Raw genomic sequence first — 17,168 nt, forward strand, 5'->3', positions numbered from 1 at the left:
GGCAGGAGCGTGTCCGATGTTTGAATTTGCACGGCCGCAGGTCGGAAATTACGCAACCGCCGTGATGTTCGTCGCGATCGCCACCGTGCTGCAGGCGCTGGCGATCCGCTTTGGCGGCGTGAACCTGTCGCTGATCCTGTACTACCCGATGCTGGCCGGCGCGGCCTGGGTGACGTCGTTCCTGTTCGGGATCGTGTCGACCGTGGTCAGCGGGCTGCTGATCTGGGCGCTGTTCCTGTCCGATCCGGCCGCGTACACCGGGCCGCTGTCGGCCCGGCTCGTGCAGCTCTTCGTCTTCCTGCTGGTCGGCACGCTGGTCTGCGCGGGCGCGGCGATGCTGCACCACGCGCGGCTCACGAACGACGTCGCGCGCCGGCGTGACGCGGCCGCGCGGCGGCAGCTCGAAGCCGTGCTGCAGTCGCTGCCGCACGGTGTGATCGCGACCGACGGGAAAGGCCGGGTGACTTACCTGAATGCGGTGGCGGCCGAGCTGGCAGGCTGCGGCGTGGACGAGGCGACGGGCCGGCCCGTGAGCGACGTGCTGCGCCTGTTCGATCACGACGGCCGGCGCGTGCAGGCGACGCCGCTCGAGCGGGCGCTCGGCGGCGTGCATGCGTTGTCCGACCGGCACTGGCTGCACGGCGCCGCCGGCAGCACGCCGGTGCCGATCGCCGAGGCGGCGGCGCCGATCGCCGATGCGCACGGCAACATCGACGGCGCGGTGCTGCTGTTCTGCGATGCCGGCGTGGCGCGCGCGCGCGCCGACAAGTCGCGGCTGCAGCTCGCGGTCGTCGAGGCATCGCCGGACGCGATCGTCGGGGTCGACGGCCAGGGCCGCATCGTCAGCTGGAACCCGGCCGCGCAGCGGATCTTCGGGTACGACGAGTCCGAGGCCTACGGGCGCCCGTTCGAATCGCTCGTCGCGATGCGCTGGCTGCAGCGCAATCCGTTGGCCGAAACGTTCGACGCGATGCGCGAACCGGTCGGCCCGCTCGAACTGCTGTGCGTGCGCCGCGACGGCCGGCGCTTTCGCGCAACGGTGTCCGCATGCCCGGTGCGCGGCGACCTGCGCGCCAGCGTCGCGCTGTCGCTGACGCTGCGCGAGACCGGCGCGCAGCGCCGCCGCGACCTTCGCGCGCACCGCTCGCTGCAGGGCGCGCGCGACGCGCGCGACCAGGCCGATACGTCGAACCGCCTGAAGGACGAATTGCTCGCGACCGTGTCGCACGAACTGCGCACGCCGCTGAACGTGATCTACGGCTGGGTCGAGGTGCTGCGCAATTCGCGCGAAGACGGATTGCAGCAGCAGGCGATCGACGCGATCGATCGCAGCGCGCGTTCGCTCACGCACATGGTCGGCGACATCCTCGACGCATCGTCGCTCGCGACCGGCAAGCTGCGGATCGATTCGATGCCGGTGGACGTGGTGCGGCTGTTCGCCGATGCGACGGGCACGTTCCAGACGGCCGCGTCGTCGGCCGGCATCGCGCTCGAATTCGACTGCGCCACGTCCGCATGCGTGGTGTCGGGCGACGCGGAGCGCTTGCGGCAGATGCTGTCGAACCTCGTGTCGAACGCGCTGAAATTCACGCCGGCCGGCGGCGCGGTGACGGTCACGCTGTCGCGCGACGCCGGGCACGCGATGCTGACCGTCGCCGATACCGGGCAAGGCATCGCGCCGGATTTCATCCCGTACGTGTTCGACATGTTCCGCCGCGCGGAAGAATCGCCTGCCTCGTCGCGGCGCGGGCTCGGGCTCGGCCTGTCGATCGTGCGGCATATCGCCGAGCTGCACGGCGGCACGGTCAGCGTCGCCAGCCCGGGCCGCAATCGCGGCGCCACGTTCACCGTGACGTTGCCGGCCGGCTGGCAGCCGGCGGGGGCGATGGCGTGGAGCGTCACGCCGGACGACGTCGCGCGCGGTACGCCGATGCTCGAGTCGCAGCGCATCCTGATCGTCGACGACGACCCGACCACGCGTGCGAGCCTGACCGCCGCGCTGGCGACGCTCGGTGCGGTCGTCGCGGTCGCGTCGTCGGGCCGTGACGCGCTCGCCATCGTCGCGGAGGTGAAGCCGACCGTCGTGCTGTCCGATCTGGCGATGTCCGACGGCGACGGCTTCTGGCTGCTCGATGCATTGCGCCGCGGCGGCGCGAACGGCGGCAGCCCGCCCAACCTGCGCGTGCTCGCGGTCACCGCGCACGCGGGCCTCGGCGACGAACGCCGCGCGCTGGAAGCGGGCTTCGACGGCTATCTGTGCAAGCCGGTCGACGTGCGCGAGCTGGCCCGCCGGATCGCGCGCGTGACGACGCGCGACGGCTGATGCGCGTCGGCTGATGCGCGGCGCCCGTCGCCCCGGGCGTGCGACGACGCGGCGTCGTGTCACGTCGTGCCGTTCACGTCGCCGCCCCCGGCCGGTTCCGTGTGCTGATCTGCGCGAGCATGTGCGACGCGATCCGCGTGCTGCGCACGAGATCGCCCGGCGTGTGATTCGCGACCTGCCGATGGATGAAATACCGCGCGGTATGCGCGAGCCCGCTCGCGAGCGGCGTCGTCGCGCGCCAGCCGAGGCGCCGGTGCGCGGCGTCGAGATCGGGCCGGCGCTGACGCGGATCGTCGGACGGCAACGGACGGAACTCGATCGCGACCGTCGCGCCGACGATCCTCACGACCTCGCGCGCCACGTCGATCATCGCGATCTCGTCGTCGCTGCCGAGGTTCACCGGCTCGCAGGCGTCGCCGGGTTCGTCCATCAGCCGGATCAGCGCATCGACCATGTCGTCGACATAGCAGAACGAGCGCGTCTGCCTGCCGTCGCCGTAGACGGTCAACGCTTCGCCGGCCAGCGCCTGCGTGATGAAGTTCGACACGACGCGCCCGTCGGCCGGATGCATGCGCGGCCCGTACGTGTTGAAGATCCGCGCGATCCGCACGTCGACGCCGTACTGGCGGTGATAGTCCATGAACAGCGTTTCCGCGCAGCGCTTGCCTTCGTCGTAGCACGCGCGGATGCCGATCGGGTTCACGCGGCCGCAGTAGCGCTCGTCCTGCGGATGCACGTCGGGGTCGCCGTACACTTCGCTCGTCGATGCCTGCAGGATGCGCGCCTTCACGCGCTTCGCGAGGCCGAGCAAATTGATCGCGCCATGCACGCTGGTCTTGGTCGTCTGCACCGGGTCGCGCTGATAGTGCACGGGGGACGCCGGGCATGCGAGGTTGTAGATTTCATCGACCTCGACGTACAGCGGAAACGTCACGTCGTGCCGCATCAGCTCGAAGTTCGGCGCATCGCGCAGGTGCGCGATGTTGTCCTTCGCGCCCGTGTAGAAATTGTCGACGCACAGCACGTCGTGCCCGGCCGTCACGAGGCGTTCGCACAGATGCGAACCGAGAAACCCGGCGCCGCCGGTGACGAGCACCCGTTTGCGATCATAGCCCTTCATCATGCATTCTCCTTGCGGTGGGCGAGTACGCCCGGCGTGGTCGCGACGGGCGTGCGGCGGCTGCCGGCCGCCGTGCCGGCACGTTGAGGATGCGCGACGTCGCGGTAGATGTCGACGAGGCGGTCGGTCACGCCGCGCCATGTGTAGAAGCGGTGGGCGCGCAGGTAACCGGCCCGGCCGAGCGCATCGCACAGCGCCGGTTGCGCGCGCAGCTGCACGAGCCGCCCGGCGAGCGCGGCCGGATCGCGCGGCGGCACCAGGTAGCCGGTGACGCCGTCGTCGACCGTCGTGCGGATGCCGCCGACGTCGCTGCCGATCACCGGCGCGGCACATGCCATCGCCTCGACCGGCGTGATGCCGAACGGCTCGTACCACGGCGTCGTCACGAAGACGTCCGCCGCGCTGTAGTACAGGTGCAGCGCGTCGCGCTCGCGCCGGCCCACGAACGTCACGCGTTCCGCGATGCCGGCGTCGTGCGCGAGCGCGGCGAGGCGTGCGAGTTCCGGATCGCGCGCCGGGTCGGGCGTCGCGTGGCTGCCGCCGACGATGTAGAGCCGCGTCGGCCGGTTCGGGTCACGTGGCATACGCGCGAGCGCGTCGATCACGGTGTCGATGCCCTTGCGCGGCACGAGCCGCCCGAGCTGCAGCACGACGAACGCATCGTGGGGCCAGCCGAGCCGCGCACGCGCATCGACGCGCGGCACCGGCCGGAATTCACCCGCATCGAACCCGCAGGGCACGATCTCGATGCGCGCGGCATCGGCGCGATAGTGCGTGGTCAGGTCGAGCGCATCCTGCGGGCACTCGGCGATCAGCCGGTCCGAGCGGCGCGCGAGCGTGTCCTCGATCGCGAAGCGTTCGTCGGGGAAACCGTCGGCCGCGCCCTGATGCAGCCGGCGCACGCGGCCGAGCGCATGGAACGTCATGACGAGCGGGATCCCGAGACGCTGCTTCACGCGCAGCGCGGCCTCGCCCGACATGAAGAAGTTCGCGTGCATCACGTCGACCGGGTCGGGCTCGCGCCGCATGCGCGCGGTCATGTAGTCCGCGAACGCACCCATGTACGGCAGCAGCCGTTCCTTCGGCACGGCGGCGGGCGGCCCGGCCGGCACGTGGATCACGCGCATGCGCGGGCCGATCTGCACGACTTCCGGCAGGTGCGGATCGTCGCAGCGGGTGTAGACGTCGACGTCGAGGTCGCGCTCGGCCAGCTGCTTCGCGACGTTCGCGACGTAGATGTTCTGGCCGCCCGCGTCCACGCCGCCGATCACCCCCAGCGGTGACGCATGTTCACTGATCAACGCGATTCTTTGCATGGTATGGCTCCCGAGGTCGGGGCCCGCGCCGGCGAGCCCCGTTGCGTCCCTCTGCGGCAATCGCCATGCCCGTCACTTTGCGGGGGACACGCCCCGCCCAGGTGCCGAAATAATTACAACGGGTTGGATGAAAGGGCGTCCGATCGGCGGGCCGCGCGTGGATGCGGCCGGGTGCGCGCGGCACGCGATTTGCGACACCCGGACGTCCGCCGGCCACGCCGGCCTCACGATAGGAGGTCACGATGAAGGTATTCCCGCTGCAAGCCCGCGCACCGCGATTCCGCCGTCATCCCGCCAGCCGTCTCGGCATGGCGGTCGCGATCGCCGCGGCCACCGCCTGTATCGCCGTCGCGCCGAACGTGTTCGCCGCCGGAGACGACGGCTCGGCATCGTCATCCATGTCGTCGTCGTCATCGTCGTCGATGACGCATTCGAGCACCGGCACGAAGATCCGCGACGCGACCATCACGACCAAGGCGAAGGCCGAGCTGGTCGGCACGAGCGGCCTGTCGGCCGGCGACATTCACGTGAAGACGCGTCACGGCGTCGTGATGCTGACCGGCAGCGTGCCGGACGAGCAGCAGCGCACGCAGGCCGTCGGTGTCGTCAGGCAGATCGACGGCGTGCAGGACGTGCGCGACCAGCTGACCATCCGCCCGAAATAACCGGCCCCGCAGAAGGAGTCCAGTGATGAACTGCATGCTCAAACCGGTCGGCGAGCAGACGATCGTGATCACGGGCGCCACCAGCGGCATCGGCCTCGTCACCGCGCGCAAGGCGGCACGGCGCGGGGCGAAGCTGGTGCTGTTCGCGCGCAACGCTGACGCGCTGAACACGCTGTGCGAGGAAATCCGCCAGCACGGCGGCCTCGCGGTGCCGGTCGCCGGCGACGTCGGCATTCTCGAGGACCTGCAGCGCGCGGCCGCGACGGCGGCCGATACCTATGGCGGCTTCGACACCTGGGTCAACAACGCGGGCGTGTCGATCTTCGGCACGGCGGCGGCGGTGCCGCTCGAGGATCAGCGCCGGCTGTTCGACACCAACTACTGGGGTGTCGTGCACGGCTCGCTCGTCGCGTCGGATCATTTCCGGCGCAAGAGCGATTTCCACGGCGGCGCGATCATCAACATGGGCAGCGAGGCGTCCGACGCGCCGGTGCCGCTGCAGAGCGCGTATGCGGCATCGAAGCACGCGGTGAAGGGTTTCACCGATTCGCTGCGCCTCGAGCTCGAGTCCGATCGCCTGCCGGTGTCCGTCACGCTGATCAAGCCGGCCGCGATCGACACGATGTTCGTGATGCACGCGAAGAACTACATGAATGTCGAGGCGCGGCTGCCGCCCCCGATCTACGACCCGGAGCTCGTCGCCGACGCGATCCTGTTCGCGGCGGCGCACCCGCGCCGCGCGCTGTTCGTCGGCGGTGCCGCGAAGCTCACGTCGGCCGGCGCGTATCACGCGCCGCGCCTGTTCGATCGCATCGCGGCCACGCTGTTCTCGCGCGGCCAGCGCACGGTGCGCCCCGCGCGGCCGCGCGACGACAACGCGCTGTACGAGTCCCGCCATGCGCTGCACGAACGCGAAGGGATGGACGGGCCCGTGCTGCGCGCTTGCGCATACAACGCGGTGGTGCAGCGGCCGAAGGTCGCGGGCGCGGTCGCGCTGGGCGCGGCGGCGCTGATGGTTGCCGCGTTCGCGCGGTCGCGGCGCACCCCGACGTAATGGCGTGCCTTTCCGTTTTTCATTCGAAGGAGGTTTCCATGTCATCCCGACAACATACGGGCCACGAATACAGCCACGCGCGCGCGCATGAAGGCGAGCGCGAGCAGCAGGATCACGACAAGGGCGGCCACCAGAGCGGGCACGGCAAGGCGCCGAGCCCGGTCGACGTGCAGAAGGCGCTGAAGGGGATGGACTATCCGGCGAGCAAGGCGGAGGTGGTCCAGTGCGCGGAGCGCTCGCATGCCGACCCGCGCGTACTCGACATGCTCAGGCAGATCCCCGATCGCGAATACGGCACGCCGGCATCGGTATCCAAGGAGCTCGGGCGGCTGATGTGAGCGCCCCCGCGTCGCGTCGCGCCCGCGCTCGCGTGTGCGGCACCCTACGGCCACGAGGAGCACGACCATGGCGATGATCGTCGCAGGCCGCTTCACGACGTTCGATGAAGCGGAAGGTGGGGCGCGCCACCTTTACGAGCGCGCGTTCGGCCCGGACGACGTGTCGATCTTTTTCCTGAACCCGGGCGGCCAGCACGCGCGCTTTCCGATCGGCGGCGACGTGTATGCCGATACGGCTGCGAAGCCCGGCGGCCGCGGCGCGCTGGTCGGCGCGCTGCGCGGGCTGCTGATCGGCGCGATCGTCGGGCTGATCGTCTATGCGTTCGGCGTGCGCTACTGGTTCGTGCCGGCCGCCGGTGCGCTCACCGGTGCCTATCTCGGTGCGTTCGGCGGCGCGCTCGGCCGGATGCGCGGCGAGCAGGCCGAAGGCAAGGGCGCGCTCGCGAAGACCGAAACCGGCGTGATCCTGGCCGCGCGCGTGACGTCGACGACCGCGGCCACCGCGGAAGACGTGCTGCGTGCGACCGGTGCGCAAGCGATCGAACGTGTCGAAGGCGACTGGCAGGACGGCGAATGGCGCGACTTCGATCCGGTGCGCCGGCCGGACGGCACGACGCAGGGCACGCCGCGCTGAGCATGCCGTTTCTGCACGCGCTTGCAACGCGGCGTGCGGCGCGCGGGCATCGCACGTGCACCGGGCCGGGCCGCCGCGCGGCATGCCGCTTGCGACGTCTCGCCGACACTCGTTCAAGGAGGAACCCATGACGACGGCAAAGACCCTGCCACCCCAGGAACAGGCCCGGCAGCCGGGCACCGAGCGGGACATGCATCCGAAGCCGCGCGACGAGGCGGCCGACTACGTCGGCAGCGGCAGGCTCGCCGGCAAGGTCGCGCTCGTGACGGGCGGCGACAGCGGGATCGGCCGCGCGATCGCGATCGGTTTCGCGAAGGAGGGCGCGGACGTCGCGATCGTCTACCTGAACGAATCCGACGATGCCGCGCACACGAAGCGCCTGATCGAGGAGGCGGGGCGGCGCTGCGAGGCCATCGCTTGCGACGTCGGCGACCGCCGGCAGGCGCGCGACGCCGTCGCGCGCACGGTCGAGCGGCTGGGGCGCCTCGACGTGCTGGTCAACAACGCGGGCGAACAGCACCCGCAGCCGGGCATCGAGGACGTGACCGAGGAGCAGCTCGAGCGCACGTTCCGCACGAACGTGTACGGCATGTTTTTCTGCACTCAGGCCGCGCTGCCGCACATGAAAGCGGGCGGGCGCATCGTCAACACCGCGTCGGTGACCGCATATCACGGCAGCCCGAAGCTGCCCGACTACTCGGCGACCAAGGGCGCGATCGTCGCGTTCACGCGTTCGCTGTCGATCGAGCTGGCCGAGCGCGACATTCGCGTGAACGCCGTCGCGCCGGGGCCGATCTGGACGCCGCTGATCCCGTCGACCTTCACCGCCGAACAGGTCGCGACGTTCGGCTCGAACGTGCCGCTCAAGCGGCCGGGGCAGCCGGACGAGCTGATCGGCTGCTATGTGCTGCTCGCGTCGGACGGCGCGAGCTACATGACGGGACAGACCTTGCATCCGAACGGCGGCTCGATCGTCGGCGGGTGACGATGCCCGCCACACCAGGAGAAAGCGCATGAAACAACCCAACTGGACGATCGCGGCGCTCGCCGCGGGCGTACTCGCCATGGCGGGGCTCGCGCAGGCACAGGCGCCGAGCGAGCCGCCCGCGTCGAATTCGCATGTGCCGGGCGGCGTGATCAACCCGTCGTCGGGCGCCGCCGGCGCGGGCGATCCGGGCATCGCGAAGGCGCCGCAGCGCGGCGATGCGGAATTCGTCGACAAGGCCGCGCTGGCCGGCAAGGCCGAAGTGCAGGCGAGCCAGCTCGCGTTGAAGCAGGCGCGGTCGCCGGACGTGCGCGCGTTCGCGCAACGCATGGTGGCCGACCACGGCAAGGCGAACGCGAAGCTCGACGAGGTCGCCGCGCGCGCGGGCATGAAGCCGCAGGTCGAGCAGATCCACGACCCGGACGTCGAAGCGTTGCGCGGCAAGAGCGGACACGACTTCGACACGGCGTATGTGGCCGCGGCCGGCCCGGACGCGCACAAGAAGGCGGTCGCGCTGTTCGAAGACGAGGCGCGTGGCGGCCAGGACGCGCAGCTGCGGGCGTTCGCGACCGCCGCGCTGCCGACGCTCAGGCATCACCTGAGCATGGCGGAAGCACTTCAGCGCAAGGTGGGCGCGCAGTAACGCGTGCCCGGTTCAACCCCAGGGCCGCGCGGGCGGCCCGTTTTTTCGGAGAAGCAGTCATGGGCCAACGGCAATCGAAGCACGAAGGCATCCTGGCGTTGCTGTGCCAGGCATACGAAACCGAGCTCGGCGGCGCGAAGATCTACGAGGCCGCGCTCAAGTGTGCGACCGACGAGGACCTGCACAAGGAATGGGAGAAGTACCACCGCGAAACGATGCATCACCAGGAAGTGTTGCGCAAGGTATTCGACACGCTCGGCCTCGATCCGGATACGCAGTCGCCGGGGCGCGCCGCCGTGGCGGCAACCGGCAAGTCGCTCGTCCAGGTGATCGAGCAGGCGAAGAAGCAGGCCGACCCGGCGGTCGCGCAGATCGTCGCGGCCGAGTGCGTGGTGCTCGCCGAGACGAAGGACCACCTGAACTGGGAGCTGATCGGCTATGCGGCCGACCAGTTGCGCGATCGCGACGCGGCGAAGGCGCTGAAGGCCGCGCACGACGAGGTGGAGGCGGACGAGGACCATCACCTGTATCACACCCGCGGCTGGGCGCGCGAGATGTGGATCGACTCGATGGGCTTCAAGGCGGTGCTGCCGCCGCCGGAAGAAGTGAAGAAGGTCGAGTCGGCGGCCGATGCGGCGCGGGCCGAAAAGTCGCGCGGCAAGATGATGTGACGCTGCCGGTCGGGCAACCGGGCGACGCCGCTCGCGCGGCGTGCCCGGTTGTCACCCGACCCTCAGGGGCGTTCGCTTTCCACGCCGTCCGTCACGCGTGAACGGTTGCAGGCGCAACCATGCCGTCCTGATCAGCTCAGCATGTCCGCGGCCATCACGACCACCGATGCCGCCATCAGCGCGACCGCCAGCCACCCGAACACCTTCGACGCGATGCCGCTGCCCGGCTGGCCGGCCGAATCGCGCCGCTGCGACAGCAGCATCACGAGCACCAGCATCGGCACCGCCGCGACGCCGTTGAGCACCGCGCTCCAGTACAACGCCTTGATCGGATCGACCGGGCTGAAGCAGATCGCGATGCCGACGACCACGCAGCCGGCCAGTACCGCATAGAACGCGGGTGCGCGCCGCACCGGTTCGTTCAGCCCTTCGCGGAACCGCCACGCCTCCGCGCAACCGTATGCGGCGCTGCCCGCGAACGCGGGGATCGCGAGCAGCCCGCAGCCGACGATGCCGAACGCGAACACGACGAATGCCGCCTCGCCGGCGATCGGGCGCAGCGCCTCGGCAGCCTGCGCGGTGGAGCCGATGTCGTGCTTGCCGTGCGAGAAGAACACCGCCGCGCCGATCACCATGATGCAGAACGACACCGCGTTGGTGACGATCATCCCGGTCCAGGTGTCGAACGTGATGCGCCGCCCGGTTTCACGGCGCGCGCCGGGCGTGCACGCGGTGTCGCCGTTGCGGCGCTCGACCTGGGTTTCCTCGACTTCGAGCGCGGCCTGCCATACGAACAGGTACGGGCTCAGTGTCGTGCCGAGCACCGCGACCGCCGTCGTCGCATAGTCGTGCGTGAACGCGATGTGCGGCAGGACGATCGCGTGCAGCAGGCCGCGCCAGTCGATGTGCACGAAGCCGAGTTCGAGCACGTAGGCGAGCAGGCCGAACGTCATCCATTTGAGCCAGCGCGCGTAGCGTTCGTAGGACAGCAGCACCTGCAGCGCGAGCGACGCGATGCCGTAGACGGGCGCATACCAGTAGCTGCGGCCGCCGGCGACGAGCGCGGTCGCATCACCCATCGCGGCGAGGTCGGCGCCGACGTTCACGACATTGACGATCACCACCATGACGATCAGGGCCTTGGCGAGGCGGACGGAGAACTGCTCGCGGATGCCGGCCACGAGGCCTTCGCGGTTGGCGCGCCCGATGAATGCCGCCGCGAGCTGCACGGCCACCATCATCGGCAGCGTGATCACGATCATCCACAGCATGTGGAAGCCGAACTGGCTGCCGGCCTGCGCATAGACGGCGACGTTGCTCGGATCGGCGTCGGACGCGCCCGCGAGCAGGCCGGGGCCGAGCCGACGGTACCAGGGCTTCGCGGCGGTGGTGGTGGCCGGGGTGTCGCGCGACGCGCCGCCGCGCAGGTTGCTCATTCCGCGTCTCCCGATGCCTCGTGCGCGCCGCCGTTGCCGCGCGCGAGGCGCGACGCGGTGCGCAGCGCGTCGACGAGCGTCCGGTACGCATGCTCGCGCGAATCGGCGCCGCGCGTGCGCAGCACGTAGGACGGGTGATAGGTCGCGACGACGAGACAGCCGTCCGGCGAGCGCACCGGCTTGCGCGTGCGCTCCACCGTCGCGTCGTTGTCCTGCAGCACCGCGCGCAGCGCCGTCGCGCCGAGCGCGACGATCACGCGCGGGCTCACCGCGTCGAGCTCGCGTTCGAGCCAGTAGCGGCAGGCGGCGACCTCGCGCTGCGCGGGCGTCTTGTGCAGCCGCCGCTTGCCGCGCGGTTCCCATTTGAAGTGCTTGACCGCGTTGGTCAGGTAGACGCTCGTGCGTGCGATACCGGCCTCGTCGAGCGCGCGGTCGAGCATGCGGCCCGCCGCGCCGACGAACGGGATGCCCGCGCGGTCCTCCTGGTCGCCCGGCTGTTCGCCGACCAGCATGATGCGTGCGTCGACGGGCCCGGCGCCGGGCACCGGCTGGGTCGCATGTTCCCACAGCCCGCAGCGGCGGCATGCGTCGAGCGTGGCCGGTGTGTCGGCGGCGGCCGGGACCGCCGCCGGTTTCGTGCTCGCGTCGCGCTTCATGCCAGTCCTCCGGTGCAGGCCGACGCCGCGCGCGCGAAGCGGCATGCTCGGGCGCGCGCGACAGGCCGATCGAAGGCGTTGCCGGGGCGGAACATCGGCAGTGTGTGCATCGGCGGCTCCCGTATCGACGATATCGACGAGATGCAGCAACCGGCATGCCGCGTGCGGTCGCGATGGACGCGTCGTGTGTCGGAACCGCGTCCGGTGATGGCGGGGGACAGGGGATCCAAGCAGCCCCCGGCGATGCTCCAGCCGCCTTGCACGGTACGACTTGCAAAACGGCATCGAGCGGCCCGGAGCGGCCTAGAGCGCCGTCGTGCGGTGCTCAGCCGCCTGCCGTGCGCGCAGCGGCGGCGCGTCCCGCCGCGAACGCCGCCACGCCGGCGCAAACGAGCAGCGCCGCACTCATCGCGAAGGTCGCGCGATAGCCGTGCAGGTCGTACAGCAGGCCGCCTGTCGTCGCGCCGAGCGCGATCGCGAACTGCACGACCGCGACCATCAGCCCGCCGGCGGCTTCCGCGTCATGCGGCAGCGTGCGCGCGAGCCACGTCCACCAGCCGACGGGCGCGGCCGTGCCGGTCAGTCCCCACAGGGCAAGCAGGCCCGCGGTGGCGGCGGTCGACGCGCCGCACCACACGAGCGCGACGGCGATCGCGGCCATCAGCAGCGGGGTGACGCCGAGCGTGCGATACAGCCCGTTCTTCAGGCACGCACCGATCAGGATCGTCCCCGCGACCCCGGCCATGCCGATCGCGAGCAGCATCAGCGACAGCGTGGCATTGCCGACGTGCGTCACCGTTTCGAGGAACGGCCGCAGGTACGTGAACAGCGCGAACTGTCCCATGAACAGCAGGCTGACGGCCGCCATGCCGAGCGCGACCGGCACGCGGCCGAGCAGTGCGAGCGCATTGGCGGGCGCCGCGTGCGATGCGGCTTTCATCGGCGGCAGGCTGACGAGTTTCCAGCCGAACGCGAGCGCCGCGACCGGCACGACGCAGAAGAATGCCCAGCGCCAGCCGACGATGCCGCCGAGAAAGCTGCCGAGCGGCGCCGCGACGACGGTCGCGAGCGCGTTGCCGCCGTTCACGATCGCCAGCGCGCGCGGCACCTGGGCATCGGGCACCAGCCGCATCGCGGTCGCGGCCGACATCGACCAGAACCCGCCGATCGCAACACCGATCAGTGCGCGCCCCGCGATGAAGGCAACGTAATTCGGTGCGAACGCAACGATCGTGCCGGAGACGATCGTCAGCAGCGTCAGCACGAGCAGCAGCCGCTTGCGATCGCGCCGCCCGGCCAGCGACGCGATGAACAGGCTCGTCACGAGCGCGAAGGCGCCGGACACGGAAATGGCCTGGCCCGCCTGGCCTTCGCTGACGTGCAGGTCCGTGGCGATCGGCGTCAGCAGGCTGACCGGCATGAATTCGGACGCGACGAGCGCGAACGCGCCGAGCGCCATCGCGAGGACGGCGCCCCATGCGGCGGTTTGAACGGGCGCGGGGCGCCGGTCGGAAGTGGCAACGGCTTGCATCGTCGAAGCGGTGCGGATCGTGGGCGAAGGGGCGGCGTCGGTCAGTCGCAGCGCGCGGCGGCCGCGCCGCGATCGGCCAGATGCGTGCGGGCGCCGGCATCGTGCGCGGCCATGACGCGTACGGACGCGGCCTGGGCATCGTCCACCCACGTGCGCGGATTCGCGCGTGCCGGATTGAAGCCGGCGGCTTCGTAGCGAATCATGTCCTCGCGCACCTGCTCGCGCGTCAAGCCTTGCGCATGGGCGAACCACGGGCCGGACACGGCGAGTGCGGCGACGAGGAGGAGAAGAGTGGATTTCACGAGACGGACTCCGGAAAGGAATGCAGGGGAGATCCCCAAAGTCGGCTACGGCCGCACGGGGACCCGAAGGCTTCGCAGTCTATCGACCCACGATCGATCGATTAAGTAGCGCGGCGCGCTTGGACTTATAAGTCAGTCTAATGAATCGACTGAGGCCATACCGGGTGGCGCGCGGCGGCGTCGGTGCTAGGATGGGCGTCCGTTTCGACAGGAGCCGCCCGATATGCCGCGCGAAAACCTCAACGATCTGCTGGCGTTTCTCGCTGTGGCGCGCGACCGGAGCTTCACGCGCGCGGCGGCGCGCCTCGGTGTGTCGCAATCGGCGCTGAGCCAGACGGTGCGCGATTTCGAAGCGCGGCTCGGCGTGCGGCTGCTGACGCGCACGACGCGCAGCGTGGCGACGACCGAAGCGGGCGAGGAACTGTTCCGGACCGTCGCGCCGCGCATCGACGAGATCGAAACGAAGCTCGCCGCGGTGGCCGATTTCCGCGACAAGCCGGCCGGCGTCGTGCGGATCACGGCCACCGAGCATCCGATCGACACGATCATCTGGCCGAAGCTCAGGAAGGTGCTGCCCGACTACCCCGACATCCGCGTCGAGTTCTCGGTCGACTACGGGCTGTCGAACATCGTCGAGGAGCGCTACGACATCGGCGTGCGCTACGGCAACCAGGTCGCGAAGGACATGATCGCGGTGCGCATCAGCCCGGACATCCGGATGGCGATGGTTGCGTCGCCGGCCTATTTCGACGGCCGCAAGCCGCCGAAGACGCCGCAGGACCTGCTCGATCACGATTGCGTGACGCTGCGGCTCGCGACCGCGAAGGGCATCTACGCATGGGAGCTGAAGAAGGGCAGGAACGAGATCCAGGCGCGCGTGAATGGGCGGATCACCTGCAACACGCAGCCGCAGATGCTGCAGGCGGCGCTCGACGGATTCGGCATCGCGTTCGTCACCGAGGACATCGTGCTCGACCACGTGCACGCCGGCAGGCTGCGCATCGTGATGCCGGACTGGTGCCCGGTCTTTCCCGGCTATCACGCGTACTACCCGAGCCGCCGCCAGGCGTCGCGCGCGTTTTCGATCGTGATCGATGCGTTGCGGCATCGCGCGTAGCGGGGCGGCGGAGCCGGGCATCTCCGGGCTGGGTGTGGCTGCCCGAATCATGCAAAATACCGGGCATTCGAGATGTGGAGACACGGCCCGTGGGAATCAACTTCGATTTGACCGATTTGCAGGCGTTTCGCGCGGTGGTGGAGCTGGGCAGCTTCCGGAAGGCCGCCGAGGCGATCAGCATTTCGCAGCCCGCGTTGAGCCGCCGGATCGACAAACTGGAGGAAGCGCTCGGCGTGCGTCTGTTCGAGCGCACCACGCGCAGCGTCTCGCTGACCACCGTCGGCCGCGTGTTCGCGCCGAGCGCCGAGCAGTTGCTGGACGATCTCGACGTCGCGCTGCTCGGCATCCGCGACGTTTCGTCGAGCCGGCTCGGTCACGTGACGATCGCGTGCGTGCCGTCGGTCGCCTACTACTTTCTGCCGAACGTGATCGCAAGCTATCACCGCCGCTTTCCGCGCATTCGGGTCAAGCTGCTGGACGCGAGCGCGAACGAGGTGCTGAGCGCCGTCATCAGCGGCGAGGCCGATTTCGGCGTGAGCTTCATGGGCAGCCAGGAGCCCGAGGTCGAATTCAAGCTGCTGCTGCAGGAGCGGTTCGTCGCCGCGTGCCGGCGCGACCATCCGCTCGCGCGCAAGAAGCGCGTGACCTGGAACGAGCTTTACGAGTACGAGTACGTGTCGGTGGACAAGACGTCCGGCAACCGCCTGTTGCTCGACCAGGCGCTGACGAGCGTCGCGCCGCGGGCGCCGAGCGTGTGCGAGACGCGCCACGTGACGACCATGCTCGGGCTGGTCGAGGCAGGGCTCGGCGTCGCCGCGGTACCGTCGATGGCGATGCCCGGGCACGACCATCCGCTGCTCACGAGCGTGCCGCTCGTCGAGCCGGCGGTCAAGCGCCGCGTGGGCATCGTGAAACGGCGCGGACGCCCGCTCACACCGGCCGCGGAAGCGTTCCACCAGGCGGTCGTCGATGCGAAGCGCGGCGATGGATCGAAACAGGTGGCGCATACGGCGAATACGGCCGGAACATCGGGCAAGACCGCATCGTGACGCTGGCAAGACCGCTTCGTTCGCTCTACGTGCAGGTTCTGCTGGCGATGGTGCTCGGCGTGAGCGTCGGCCATTTCTGGCCGTCGGCGGGCGCGATGCTCAAGCCGCTCGGCGATGCCTTCGTCGGCCTCGTGCGGATGATGATCGCGCCGGTCGTGTTCTGCACGATCGTGTCGGGCATCACGTCGCTGGCGAACGGAACGGCCATCGGGCGCACGATCGTCCGCGCGCTGGTGCTGTTCTATCTGCTGACCGCCGCAGCGCTCGCCTTCGGGCTCGTCGCCGCGTTCGTGCTGCAGCCGGGCGCCGGCATGCACGTGGACGTGCGCCATCTCGACGCGAGCGTCCTTGCGCCCTATACGCGGCATGCGCCGCCGCGCGGCTTGGTCGAGTTTGCGTTGAGCGTGATCCCGGACACGATGCTCGGCGCGTTCCAGCAGGGCGAGGTGCTGCCGGTGCTGCTGCTGGCGCTGCTGTTCGGCTTTTCGCTCAATGCGGCTCCGCAGGCGGGCCGGCCCGTGCTGGCGCTGATCGACGGCGTCGCGCAGATCGTCTTTCGCGTGCTGGCGATGATCATGCGGCTCGCCCCGCTCGGCGCATTCGGCGCGATGGCCTTCACGGTGGGCCGCTTCGGCATCGGCTCGGTCGGCTCGCTCGCGCGGCTGATGATGTCGTTCTACATGGCCTGCGGGCTGTTCGTCGCGCTGGTGCTCGCACCGCTCGCGCGGTTGCACGGATTCGCGTTGTGGCGGCTGCTGCGCTACCTGCGCGAGGAGCTGCTGATCGTCCTCGCGACCTCGTCGACGGAGCCGGTATTGCCGCGGCTGATCGTCAAGCTGGAGTCGCTCGGTTGCGACAAGGGCGTGGTGGGGCTCGTGTTGCCGGCCGGCTATTCGTTCAACCTGGACGGCACCGCGATCTATCTGACGCTCGCGGCATTGTTCATTGCGCAGGCGTGCGACGTGCCGCTGTCCGCGCCGCAGATCGCGGCGATGCTGGCCGTCATGCTGCTGACGTCGAAGGGCGCGGCCGGCGTGTCCGGCAGCGGGCTCGTGGCGCTCGTCGCGACGCTTGCCGTGATGCCCGACCTGCCGGTTGCCGGGGTCGCGCTGCTGGTCGGCATCGATCGCTTCATGTCCGAGGCGCGTGCGCTGACGAGCGTGATCAGCAATGCGTGCGCGGTGATCTTCGTATCGTCGTGGGAAGGGGCGTGCGATCGTGCGCGTCTCGTGCGGGTGCTGAACGCGGCCGGGCCGGAAGGCCCGAATGGCGCCGACGATGCCGGGGCCGGCGCCGGGCGCGACGGGAAGGCGGTCTGACGCGCGCCT

The 17,168-nt window shown here is 70.1% G+C and carries 17 protein-coding genes; 11 read left to right on the plus strand and 6 right to left on the minus strand.

The genetic code is table 11. The features are described from left to right. The first annotated feature begins 16 nt into the window (after positions 1–16). Positions 17–2,323, plus strand: a complete 2,307-nt coding sequence (locus tag DIE16_RS03760; RefSeq protein ID WP_124891831.1) for an ATP-binding protein — start codon at positions 17–19, stop codon at positions 2,321–2,323. 73 nt (positions 2,324–2,396) lie between these two features. On the opposite strand, the gene DIE16_RS03765 is transcribed toward DIE16_RS03760, so the two are convergent. Both DIE16_RS03765 and DIE16_RS03770 read right to left on the minus strand, forming a co-directional pair. Continuing rightward, positions 2,397–3,443, minus strand: coding sequence for a UDP-glucuronic acid decarboxylase family protein (locus DIE16_RS03765; protein ID WP_044843362.1), 1,047 nt, complete (start codon positions 3,441–3,443; stop codon positions 2,397–2,399). Beyond that, positions 3,443–4,759 (minus strand): glycosyltransferase family 1 protein, encoded by a 1,317-nt coding sequence (locus tag DIE16_RS03770; protein WP_044843363.1) that lies wholly within the window; start codon positions 4,757–4,759, stop codon positions 3,443–3,445. Before DIE16_RS03770 ends, DIE16_RS03765 begins: the two co-directional genes overlap by 1 nt. Before the next feature lie 242 nt (positions 4,760–5,001). Between DIE16_RS03770 and DIE16_RS03775 the strand changes: the two genes are divergently transcribed. The 7 genes from DIE16_RS03775 (at position 5,002) to DIE16_RS03805 (ending at position 9,749) form a co-directional block, all read left to right on the plus strand. Further along, on the plus strand, positions 5,002–5,424 hold the full coding sequence (locus DIE16_RS03775) for a BON domain-containing protein (RefSeq protein WP_044843364.1): 423 nt from the start codon (positions 5,002–5,004) through the stop codon (positions 5,422–5,424). Positions 5,425–5,449: 25 nt separating this feature from the next. Further along, the gene (locus DIE16_RS03780) at positions 5,450–6,478 is read left to right on the plus strand and encodes an SDR family oxidoreductase (RefSeq protein ID WP_124666136.1); all 1,029 of its coding nucleotides are present in this window, start codon (positions 5,450–5,452) and stop codon (positions 6,476–6,478) included. A 38-nt stretch (positions 6,479–6,516) separates the two neighbouring features. Next, positions 6,517–6,816 carry a DUF2795 domain-containing protein gene (locus DIE16_RS03785; protein WP_124891832.1) on the plus strand — a complete coding sequence of 100 codons (300 nt, stop codon included), beginning with the start codon at positions 6,517–6,519 and terminating at the stop codon, positions 6,814–6,816. Between the two features lie 67 nt (positions 6,817–6,883). Further along, positions 6,884–7,450: a hypothetical protein gene (locus DIE16_RS03790; RefSeq protein WP_124891833.1), complete on the plus strand. Its 567-nt coding sequence runs from the start codon at positions 6,884–6,886 to the stop codon at positions 7,448–7,450. Positions 7,451–7,577: 127 nt separating this feature from the next. Then, positions 7,578–8,435 carry an SDR family oxidoreductase gene (locus DIE16_RS03795; RefSeq protein ID WP_124891834.1) on the plus strand — a complete coding sequence of 286 codons (858 nt, stop codon included), beginning with the start codon at positions 7,578–7,580 and terminating at the stop codon, positions 8,433–8,435. A gap of 28 nt (positions 8,436–8,463) precedes the next feature. Next, positions 8,464–9,078, plus strand: a complete 615-nt coding sequence (locus tag DIE16_RS03800) for a DUF4142 domain-containing protein (protein ID WP_124666137.1) — start codon at positions 8,464–8,466, stop codon at positions 9,076–9,078. A gap of 59 nt (positions 9,079–9,137) precedes the next feature. After that, positions 9,138–9,749, plus strand: a complete 612-nt coding sequence (locus DIE16_RS03805) for a DUF892 family protein (protein WP_044843370.1) — start codon at positions 9,138–9,140, stop codon at positions 9,747–9,749. 131 nt (positions 9,750–9,880) lie between these two features. Here DIE16_RS03805 and DIE16_RS03810 read toward each other — a convergent pair whose 3' ends face one another. The 4 genes from DIE16_RS03810 to DIE16_RS03825 form a co-directional block, all read right to left on the minus strand. After that, entirely contained in the window at positions 9,881–11,185 is a 1,305-nt protein-coding gene (locus DIE16_RS03810; RefSeq protein WP_124891835.1) for an NRAMP family divalent metal transporter, read from the minus strand. Beyond that, complete coding sequence (locus DIE16_RS03815; RefSeq protein WP_124891836.1) at positions 11,182–11,841, minus strand: UdgX family uracil-DNA binding protein; 660 nt, start codon at positions 11,839–11,841, stop codon at positions 11,182–11,184. Before DIE16_RS03815 ends, DIE16_RS03810 begins: the two co-directional genes overlap by 4 nt. A 325-nt stretch (positions 11,842–12,166) precedes the next feature. Further along, the gene (locus DIE16_RS03820) at positions 12,167–13,372 is read right to left on the minus strand and encodes an MFS transporter (protein WP_124891837.1); all 1,206 of its coding nucleotides are present in this window, start codon (positions 13,370–13,372) and stop codon (positions 12,167–12,169) included. Positions 13,373–13,413: 41 nt separating this feature from the next. Then, positions 13,414–13,674 carry a DUF4148 domain-containing protein gene (locus DIE16_RS03825; RefSeq protein ID WP_124891838.1) on the minus strand — a complete coding sequence of 87 codons (261 nt, stop codon included), beginning with the start codon at positions 13,672–13,674 and terminating at the stop codon, positions 13,414–13,416. Between the two features lie 223 nt (positions 13,675–13,897). Here DIE16_RS03825 and DIE16_RS03830 point away from each other — a divergent pair, with 223 nt between their 5' ends. From DIE16_RS03830 to dctA, 3 genes are all read left to right on the plus strand, one after another. Next, positions 13,898–14,791 carry a LysR family transcriptional regulator gene (locus tag DIE16_RS03830; RefSeq protein ID WP_124528740.1) on the plus strand — a complete coding sequence of 298 codons (894 nt, stop codon included), beginning with the start codon at positions 13,898–13,900 and terminating at the stop codon, positions 14,789–14,791. Between the two features lie 89 nt (positions 14,792–14,880). Further along, a complete protein-coding gene (locus DIE16_RS03835) occupies positions 14,881–15,840 on the plus strand; it encodes a LysR family transcriptional regulator (protein WP_124485792.1) in 960 nt (319 codons plus the stop codon). Continuing rightward, positions 15,837–17,159: a C4-dicarboxylate transporter DctA gene (gene dctA / locus DIE16_RS03840; RefSeq protein ID WP_082088427.1), complete on the plus strand. Its 1,323-nt coding sequence runs from the start codon at positions 15,837–15,839 to the stop codon at positions 17,157–17,159. The genes DIE16_RS03835 and dctA overlap by 4 nt, the downstream gene beginning before the upstream one ends. Positions 17,160–17,168: the final 9 nt, after the last annotated feature.

Origin of the sequence: Burkholderia sp. Bp9090 (assembly GCF_003857985.1) — a bacterium.
Lineage (GTDB): Bacteria > Pseudomonadota > Gammaproteobacteria > Burkholderiales > Burkholderiaceae > Burkholderia.

What these genes read in the sequence shown, in the direction of transcription:
- DIE16_RS03800 (WP_124666137.1), top strand. Translation starts at nt 8,464, where the DNA reads ATGAAACAACCCAACTGGACGATCGCGGCGCTCGCCGCGGGCGTACTC.
- DIE16_RS03795 (WP_124891834.1), top strand. Translation starts at nt 7,578, where the DNA reads ATGACGACGGCAAAGACCCTGCCACCCCAGGAACAGGCCCGGCAGCCG.
- DIE16_RS03785 (WP_124891832.1), top strand. Translation starts at nt 6,517, where the DNA reads ATGTCATCCCGACAACATACGGGCCACGAATACAGCCACGCGCGCGCG.
- DIE16_RS03820 (WP_124891837.1), bottom strand. Translation starts at nt 13,372, where the DNA reads ATGCAAGCCGTTGCCACTTCCGACCGGCGCCCCGCGCCCGTTCAAACC.
- DIE16_RS03815 (WP_124891836.1), bottom strand. Translation starts at nt 11,841, where the DNA reads ATGAAGCGCGACGCGAGCACGAAACCGGCGGCGGTCCCGGCCGCCGCC.
- DIE16_RS03775 (WP_044843364.1), top strand. Translation starts at nt 5,002, where the DNA reads ATGAAGGTATTCCCGCTGCAAGCCCGCGCACCGCGATTCCGCCGTCAT.
- DIE16_RS03805 (WP_044843370.1), top strand. Translation starts at nt 9,138, where the DNA reads ATGGGCCAACGGCAATCGAAGCACGAAGGCATCCTGGCGTTGCTGTGC.
- DIE16_RS03830 (WP_124528740.1), top strand. Translation starts at nt 13,898, where the DNA reads ATGCCGCGCGAAAACCTCAACGATCTGCTGGCGTTTCTCGCTGTGGCG.
- DIE16_RS03760 (WP_124891831.1), top strand. Translation starts at nt 17, where the DNA reads ATGTTTGAATTTGCACGGCCGCAGGTCGGAAATTACGCAACCGCCGTG.
- DIE16_RS03780 (WP_124666136.1), top strand. Translation starts at nt 5,450, where the DNA reads ATGAACTGCATGCTCAAACCGGTCGGCGAGCAGACGATCGTGATCACG.
- DIE16_RS03810 (WP_124891835.1), bottom strand. Translation starts at nt 11,185, where the DNA reads ATGAGCAACCTGCGCGGCGGCGCGTCGCGCGACACCCCGGCCACCACC.
- DIE16_RS03770 (WP_044843363.1), bottom strand. Translation starts at nt 4,759, where the DNA reads ATGCAAAGAATCGCGTTGATCAGTGAACATGCGTCACCGCTGGGGGTG.
- DIE16_RS03765 (WP_044843362.1), bottom strand. Translation starts at nt 3,443, where the DNA reads ATGAAGGGCTATGATCGCAAACGGGTGCTCGTCACCGGCGGCGCCGGG.
- DIE16_RS03790 (WP_124891833.1), top strand. Translation starts at nt 6,884, where the DNA reads ATGGCGATGATCGTCGCAGGCCGCTTCACGACGTTCGATGAAGCGGAA.